The following is a 7,057-nucleotide window of genomic DNA, read 5'->3' on the forward strand; positions in this document are numbered from 1 at the left end:
GGGCTGAGCCGTGGCGCCAGGGCTTCCGCCGTCCTCGGACGGCCTGTTCCGGCGGGAGCGGAGGGTGGTCGCGCCGGGGGCCGTCCATGTCCCGGAGTGGCTGTCGGTGGAGCGGCGGGCGGAGTTGGTCGCGGCGTGCCGTCAGTGGGCGTCGGGGCCGGTCCCGTTGCGGCACACGGTGCTGCCGGGCGGTGGGGTGATGTCGGTGCGGACGGTGTGCCTGGGGTGGCACTGGCAGCCGTACCGGTACGCGCGTACGGCTGACGACGTGAACGGCGCCCGGGTGGCCCCGTTCCCGGACTGGCTGGGCGACCTGGGGCGGGCGGCGGTGGCCGAGGCGTACGGGGACGAGGATGCGGCGGAGGCGTTCGCACCGGATACCGCGCTGATCAACTTCTACGACGACACCGCGAGGATGGGCATGCATCAGGACAAGGAGGAGCGGTCGAGCGCTCCTGTGGTGTCGTTGAGCATCGGGGCGAGGTGTGTGTTCCGCTTCGGGAACACGGAGGGACGCGGGCAGCCCTACACGGATGTGGAGTTGGCGTCCGGGGATCTGTTCGTCTTCGGCGGGCCGTCGCGTTTCGCGTTCCACGGGGTGCCGAAGGTGTACGCGGGACCGGCCGACCCGGCCGCGGGGCTGCGGGCCGGCCGGTTGAACCTGACGTTGCGGGAGACCGGGATGACGTCACGGGACGCGCGGTAGGGGCGCACTGCGCCTGCCGTTCACGGATCCCGGCGTCCGCTCCGGGTCAGCGGCGTTCGCGGGAGTTGCCGAACAGCAGCCGGTAGGCGATGAGCAGGACCAGCGAACCGGCGATGGCGGCGATCCAGGTCGCGGTGTCGTAGAAGTCGTTGCTGATGGGGCGGTCGAGGAATTTGCTGGAGAGCCAGCCCCCGACGAAGGCCCCGGCGACGCCGATCAGGGTGGTGCCGATGATGCCGCCCGGGTCACGTCCCGGGAGGAGGATTTTCGCTATGACTCCGGCGAGCAGCCCGAGAATGATCCAACTGATGATGCCCATGTCGCTGCACCTACCCCTTGCTTCGTCCTGGAATCCAAGACGTCGTGGGCAGGTGTTCGGTTGCCCCGGGGCCGGGGCCCCGCCGGGCTACCGGGCGGCGAAGGGCTGGTCCGTGCGGACGATCTCCTTGCCGAACGGCATGAGGGAGACGGGGATCAGCTTGAAGTTGGCGATGCCCAGGGGGATGCCGATGATCGTGATGCACAGCGCGATGCCGGTGGTGATGTGGCCGAGGGCGAGCCACCATCCGGCGAGGACCAGCCAGAGGACGTTCCCCACGCAGGAGGGCGAGCCCGCGTCCCGGCGGTCGACGACGGTGTGGCCGAACGGCCAGAGGGCGTAGACGCCGATCCTGAAGGCGGCGAGCCCGAAGGGGATGCCGATGATGGTGATGCAGAGCAGGAGGCCCGCGAGCAGGTAGCCGAGGAACATCCAGAATCCGCAGAGGATCAGCCAGATAACGTTCAGGATGGTTTTCACGGGCGATGACCTGCCATCTGTTCTAGTCGGGCGATCCGCTCCGCCATCGGCGGGTGGGTGGAGAACATCTTCGCCATTCCCTGGCCGGGACGGAACGGGTTCGCGATCATCATGTGGCTCGCGGTCTCGATCCTGGGCTCGGGCGGCAGCGGGAGCTGTTTCGTTCCCGCGTCGAGCTTGCGCAGGGCACTGGCGAGAGCCAGCGGGTCGCCGGTGAGCTGGGCCCCGGAGGCGTCGGCCTCGTACTCCCGGGAGCGGCTGACGGCGAGCTGGATGACGGAGGCGGCGAGCGGCCCCAGGATCATGATCAGGAGCATGCCGAGGAGCCCGGGCCCCTCGTCGTCGTTGGAGCGGCCCACCGGGATGAGCCAGGCGAAGTTGACCAGGAACATCACGACGGAGGCAAGGGCTCCGGCGACGGACGAGATGAGGATGTCCCGGTTGTAGACATGGCTCAGCTCGTGGCCGAGGACGCCGCGCAGCTCGCGTTCGTCGAGGATCTGGAGGATGCCCTCGGTGCAGCAGACGGCGGCGTTGCGCGGGTTGCGGCCGGTGGCGAACGCGTTGGGCGCCTGCGTCGGGGAGATGTAGAGGCGCGGCATGGGCTGGCGGGCCGCCGTGGAGAGCTCGCGGACGATGCGGTAGAGCTGCGGTGCCTCGAACTCGCTGACGGGTCGGGCTCGCATGGCCCGCAGGGCGAGCTTGTCGCTGTTCCAGTAGGCGTAGGCGTTGGTGCCGACGGCTACCAGGAGCGCGACGACAAGGCCCGTACGTCCGAAGAAGCTGCCGATGACGATGATGAGTGCGGACAGTCCCCCGAGGAGTACGGCGGTCTTCAGCCCGTTGTGCCGGCGGTGCACGGTACGCCCTCCAAGTGGTGCAGCAGGGGAACCCTTTGCATGGTGGTGCTCCACTCTCCAGTGGAGCCTCCTGTACTGGTCAACGCCAGGCGAGAGGAGCTAGTTCCCTTGTGCGTGCGGCCGGAGGGCGGGGGCGCGCCGCGTGTTCGCACCGGTCGGGCGCCCGGCCCCGTACGGAGTGGCGCTGGGCCGTACGGGTGGCGGGGTCCTCGTGGAGCGACGGTCCTACAGGTGTTCGTGCGTCGCTGTGCGGTCGGTGCCGCTGGGCAGCGGTCGGTGCCGCTGGGCGGTCAGTAGCCGCCGTGTGGTCGGTGCCGCGCCTGCGGTCGGTGCCGCGCGTGCGGTCGGTGCCGCGCGTGCGGTCGGTGCCCCCTGCGGGTCAGTGCCGCGTGCCGGTCAGTGCTGCTGTGCGGGGAGCTTGGCGAGGGAGAGCGCCTCGGGGTCGGGCTCGACCTCGCTGGTGCAGTGGCCGCAGCGGGAGGCGACGGCGGGGATCTCGCTGAAGCAGCGCGGGCAGTCGCGGAGGGCGGCCTTGATGTCGACGGCCTGCTCCTCCTCTTCCTTGGCGAAGCGGTTCTGCACCTTGGCCATGGGGACGACGACGCAGAAGTACAGCACCCCCGCGGTGATCAGGAAGGCGATCGCGGCGGCGATGAAGAGGCCGTACGGGAACACGACGCCGTCGACTTTGTAGGAGGCCTTGCTGAAGTCTCCCGTGCCACGCGTGGCGAGGCCGATCAGCGGCGTGATGAAGGCATTGCTGAAGCCCGTGACGACGGCGGTGAAGGCGGCCCCGACTGCGAGACCGATCGCCATCGAGATGACGTTCCCGCGCAGGATGAAGTCCTTGAACCCGTTCAGCACTGCTCTCTCTCCTCTTGCTCCGAGACGTCCACGCCGATTACGTGACGTATGCAGCCAAGACCATGCCCTGTGGTGGGGGCCCCGGGCAAACCGATCTCGCGGGGGCCGGAGGCCTCAGAAAAGGCTGACGGAGGCGAAGCGCAGGACGGCCTGCGGGACCCCGGAGAGCAGGATTCCGGCGGTGGCGGTGAGCACGATCGCCGTGGTGAGCGGGGTGGGGGTCCGGAATCGGCGCGAGGGAACGGAGGCCGTGGATCCGGTGGCGTTCCCGGTGGTCTCCGGGGCGCCCTCGGGCGCCCGGAAGAGGATCGCGGTCCACTGAAGGTAGTAGTAGAGAGCGATCACCACGTTGACGGCCATGACGACGGCGAGCCAGCCGAGGCCCGCGTCGACGGCCGCGGAGAAGACGGTGACCTTCGCGAAGAGCCCGATGATGCCGGGCGGCAGTCCGGCCAGGCAGAGCAGGAAGAACCCGAGGGCCAGGGCCGCGAGCGGACGGGTGGCGTACAGACCCCGGTAGTCGGAGAGCCGGTTGCCGGGGTGGGTACGGGCGACGACGGCGGCGACCGCGAACGCGCCCAGGTTCACGACGGCGTACATGAGGGCGTACGCCACGGTGGAGCCGATCTGGTCGTCGCTGGAGTACGCGGCGGCGGCGATCGGGACCAGGAGGTAGCCGGCCTGGGCGACCGAGGACCAGGCGAGGAGGCGGACGGCGCTGCGGGCGCGGGCGGCGTTCTGGCGGAGGGCCGCGACGTTGCCGACGGTCATGGTGAGGGCGGCGAGGACGGCGAGTGCGGGCCCCCAGACGTCGGCGTAGGAGGGGAACGCGACGACGGTGACCAGAATGAGCCCCGAGAACCCGACCGCCTTCCCCACGACGGAGAGATACGCGGCGATCGGGAGGGGCGCGCCGACGTAGGTGTCGGGGACCCAGAAGTGGAAGGGCGCGGCGGCCGTCTTGAAGGCGAAGCCGACGAGGGTGAGGGCGACGCCGGTCTTGGCGAGGGTGTCGAGCACCGGGGGCACGTCGTCGAGGCGGGTGGCGATCTCGGTGAGGTGCAGGGTGCCGGTGGTCGCGTACACGAAGCTGACGCCGAGCAGCATCACGGCGGTGGCGACGACGGAGGAGAGGAAGAACTTCAGCGCGGCCTCGGAGGAGCGCCGGTCGCCGCGCACGATGCCGACGAGGGCGAACGCGGGCAGCGAGGCGACTTCGAGGGCGACGACGAGCGTGGCGAGGTCGCGGGAGGCGGGCAGCAGGGCGGCCCCGGCGGCGGAGGCCAGGAGGAGGAACCAGTACTCCCCCGCCGGCAGTTTCCGGGTGTCGTCGAGCGAGAGCAGGACGGTGAGGAACGCGCCGCCGAGGACGAGGGCCTGGATGACGAGGGTGAAGTGGTCGGCGGTGTAACTGCAGGCCTGGGTGCCGGTGGTGACGCAGAAGGTGGCCCGGTCCCCGGCGCGCAGGGGGATCAGGAGCGCCAGGGCGGCGGCGAGGGCGGTGAGGGCGCCGTAGCCGAGGAGCCGCTTGCGGTGCGCGGGCAGGAACAGGTCGGCGACCAGGACGACCAGGGCGGCCAGCGCGGTGAGGGTGGGGGGCGCGATGGCGAGCCAGTCGATGGACTGGACGAGGCTGGGGGCGTCGGCGGCGACGAGGCTTCCGGCGGTGTCGCCGGTGCCGAAGGGCGGGCTGGGGACGGTGCTGAGGTCCGCGGTCACGACTTTCCTCCTGCGAGGAGCTGCTGCACGGCCGGGTCGGTGAGGCCGAGGAGGACGGCGGGCCAGAGGCCGGCGAGGACGGTGAGCGCGGCGAGCGGGGTCCAGGTGACGGCTTCGTAGGTCTGGATGTCGGCGAGCTCCGGGGTGGTGGAGGCCCCGGGCCGGGTGCCGGTGGCCTCGGACGACCGGGGGCCGTCCGTGCTGTGCGAGCCGTCCGCCGCTTGCGGACCGTCCGCCCTTCGCGGGCCGTGCGCCGCTTGCGGGGCCCGGTCGTCGGGTGACAGCCGGGTGTGGGTCGGGGGCTCGCCCATGCAGACGCGGCGGACGACGATGAGCATGTACGCGGCGGTGAGCAGGGTGCCGAACGCCCCGATGGCCATGAAGGTGCGGAACGCGGGGCGGCTGAGGCCTTCGGCGGGGCTGTACGCGCCGAACAGGGTGAGCATCTCGCCCCAGAATCCGGCCAGTCCGGGGAGGCCGAGCGAGGCGACGGCGGTGAAGGCGAGCAGGGCGCCGAGGCGGGGCGCCCGGCCGTAGAGGGCGGCCCCGGTCGCTCCGGCGAGGGTGTCGAGGTCGGCGGTGCCGTAGCGGTCCTTGACGGCGCCGACCAGGAAGAACAGCAGGCCGGTGATGAGGCCGTGGGCGATGTTGGCGAAGAGCGCGCCGTTGACTCCGGTGGGGGTCATGGTGGCGATGCCGAGCAGGACGAAGCCCATGTGGCCGACGGACGAGTAGGCGATGAGCCGCTTGAGGTCGCCCTTGGCGCCGGTACGGGCCAGGGCCAGGCAGGCGAGGGAGCCGTAGACGATGCCGACGACGGCGAACGCCGCGAGGTAGGGCGCGAAGGTCCGCATGCCGTCGGGCGTGATGGGGAGCAGGATCCGGACGAATCCGTACGTTCCCATCTTCAGCAGGACGCCCGCGAGGAGCACCGACCCGACGGTGGGGGCGGCGGTGTGGGCGTCGGGGAGCCAGCTGTGCAGGGGCCACATCGGGGTCTTCACGGCCAGGCCGAGACCGATCGCGAGTACGGCGATGACCTGCACGGATGTGGTGAGGCCCCGGCCGTTGTCAGTGGCGAGTGCCACCATGTCGAAGGTGCCGCTCTTCAGCCCGATGAGGAGGATGCCCAGCAGCATGACGACCGAGCCGAGCAGGGTGTAGAGGATGAACTTCCAGGCGGCCGCCTGCCGTTGGCCGCTGCCCCAGCGGGCGATGAGGAAGTACATCGGGATGAGGACCATCTCGAAGGCGAGGAAGAAGAGCAGCAGGTCGAGGACGGCGAAGGTGGCGAGGGTGCCGGACTCCAGGACGAGGACGAGGGCGACGAAGGCCTTCGGTGAGGGGCCCGCGGGCAGCTTGAAGTAGCTGTACAGCGCGCAGAGGAAGGTCAGCAGCGCGGTCAGGACCAGGAGGGGGAGCGAGATGCCGTCGATGCCGAGGTGGATGCGGACGTCGAGCGCCGGGATCCAGCTGATGTCGGTGGTCGCCTGCATCGTGGCGGGGTGGTCGTGGTCGAAGCCCACGGCCAGGACGATCGCGGCGATGAGGACGGCGCCGGTGACGGTCACCCCGTGCCGGAGCACGGCCTGGTCGGGGTTGTTCCCCTTGAGTCCGGGCGGGGCGGGGAGCAGGGCCGCGACGGCGCCGAGGAGCGGGGCGACGACGACGAACGCCAGAAGGAACTGCATCACGGACGCACTGATATCGATCACGGTCACGACCCCGCGTTGACGTTGGCGAAGACGACGGCGGCGATCGCCAGGACGAGGGACCCTGCGAGCAGGGCGCCGGCATAGGTCTGCACGTTGCCGGTCTGGGCCCGGCGGACGGCGGTGCCGAGGAGGCGCGTGACGGCGCCCGATCCGTTGACGTAGGTGTCGACGACCTCGCGGTCCAGGAAGCGGACGAGGCGGGCGGCTTCCTGGACGGGGCGGACGAACAGCACCGTGTAGAGGGCGTCGAGGTGGAAGCCGGTGACCGCGTGGCGGTGCAGCCGCCCGAGGAGGAGCCTGCCGGGGTCGGCCGGGTCGGGGGCGTCCGCGATGGTGCCGTAGACGGCGGTGTGGGACGTCATGGCCTCGGCTTCGACGAGGGCGGGTTCGGCAC

General features: G+C 70.9%; 7 protein-coding genes and 1 pseudogene. 1 reads left to right on the forward strand and 7 read right to left on the reverse strand.

Annotated elements, in window-relative coordinates; genetic code table 11:
- Positions 1–64: 64 nt before the first annotated feature.
- Positions 65–706, forward strand: a complete 642-nt coding sequence (locus tag HET64_RS34370; protein WP_215111170.1) for an alpha-ketoglutarate-dependent dioxygenase AlkB — start codon at positions 65–67, stop codon at positions 704–706.
- 46 nt (positions 707–752) lie between these two features.
- Here HET64_RS34370 and HET64_RS34375 read toward each other — a convergent pair whose 3' ends face one another.
- From HET64_RS34375 to HET64_RS34405, 7 genes and pseudogenes are all read right to left on the reverse strand, one after another.
- Entirely contained in the window at positions 753–1,025 is a 273-nt protein-coding gene (locus tag HET64_RS34375; protein ID WP_215111171.1) for a GlsB/YeaQ/YmgE family stress response membrane protein, read from the reverse strand.
- Between the two features lie 87 nt (positions 1,026–1,112).
- On the reverse strand, positions 1,113–1,505 hold the full coding sequence (locus tag HET64_RS34380) for a YccF domain-containing protein (RefSeq protein ID WP_215111172.1): 393 nt from the start codon (positions 1,503–1,505) through the stop codon (positions 1,113–1,115).
- Positions 1,502–2,365 (reverse strand): zinc metalloprotease HtpX, encoded by an 864-nt coding sequence (gene htpX, locus HET64_RS34385; RefSeq protein ID WP_215111173.1) that lies wholly within the window; start codon positions 2,363–2,365, stop codon positions 1,502–1,504. Before htpX ends, HET64_RS34380 begins: the two co-directional genes overlap by 4 nt.
- Before the next feature lie 396 nt (positions 2,366–2,761).
- Complete coding sequence (mscL, locus tag HET64_RS34390) at positions 2,762–3,229, reverse strand: large conductance mechanosensitive channel protein MscL (protein WP_215111174.1); 468 nt, start codon at positions 3,227–3,229, stop codon at positions 2,762–2,764.
- A gap of 114 nt (positions 3,230–3,343) precedes the next feature.
- Positions 3,344–4,948, reverse strand: a complete 1,605-nt coding sequence (locus tag HET64_RS34395; protein ID WP_374105602.1) for an NADH-quinone oxidoreductase subunit N — start codon at positions 4,946–4,948, stop codon at positions 3,344–3,346.
- On the reverse strand, positions 4,945–6,669 hold the full coding sequence (locus HET64_RS34400; protein ID WP_215111175.1) for an NADH-quinone oxidoreductase subunit M: 1,725 nt from the start codon (positions 6,667–6,669) through the stop codon (positions 4,945–4,947). Before HET64_RS34400 ends, HET64_RS34395 begins: the two co-directional genes overlap by 4 nt.
- A pseudogene (locus HET64_RS34405) lies at positions 6,666–7,057 on the reverse strand (NADH-quinone oxidoreductase subunit L); the annotation flags it as partial. The gene HET64_RS34400 and the pseudogene HET64_RS34405, both read right to left, overlap by 4 nt.

The sequence above is a fragment of the Streptomyces sp. McG3 genome, assembly GCF_018619185.1.
Classification (GTDB): Bacteria; Actinomycetota; Actinomycetes; order Streptomycetales; family Streptomycetaceae; genus Streptomyces.